This is a genomic window from Cyanobium sp. NIVA-CYA 375 (assembly GCF_056108345.1).
On the sequence record NZ_JBSYHW010000359.1, the window covers coordinates 1 to 651 of the forward strand.

The 651-nt window shown below is 46.1% G+C and carries 1 protein-coding gene; it reads right to left on the minus strand.

The features are described from left to right. Positions 1-616 (minus strand): hypothetical protein (locus AC01FP_RS18575; protein WP_474482362.1); only part of this gene is annotated, 616 nt, incomplete at its 3' end. Between the last annotated feature and the right edge of the window lie 35 nt (positions 617-651).

The following is a 651-nucleotide window of genomic DNA, read 5'->3' on the forward strand; positions in this document are numbered from 1 at the left end:
TTTGCGGGCATCTATCATGGATATGAGTAGGCTCGGCTAGAATGAAGTTCTCGCGCCATTTCATTGGCAGCTCTGAGGATTCTCTTGTCAAACATGTGTGCACTGCATATCGGCCTGTATTTGTCAAATCAAGATTTAATTCATGCTTGAACCATTGATCAGAAGGATCGATAATGATGGTCTTCTCAGATGCAACTTGCTTGGTCTGCAAGTCTCTAATTGACAACTCAACGGTTGTTGAATGTTGCGAAGGTGGGAGCCACAGAATAGGTGCTGCTGCATAAGAGAGCTTGCGGGCTCTGATGAGCGGTCCTGTTAGGCGAGGTTTTTCGGAGGATGTGCTGCTCCACGGAATATAAAGTTCAGCTTGTCCCTCTGTTGACGATGTGAATACTAAGGTGGTTGAGGAAGCTGACTTTTCGATATGAAAGCCATGAAAACCATTTATGCTCGGCCATTTGTAGCATTCAACAACCTCTATATCCTTAGTGGCTTTAATGCTAAAAGTCTTTGGCAGAAAGATTATGGCCTCCTTGCCAACACTACTGAGATGCAATGCTGATAGTCGCTGGCAGGTAATCGGGCAGAAGCACAGAACTGGTATGTCATTCGCCACTCCAGGACAGCGCCACTTTTTGATGGTAGTCCCGC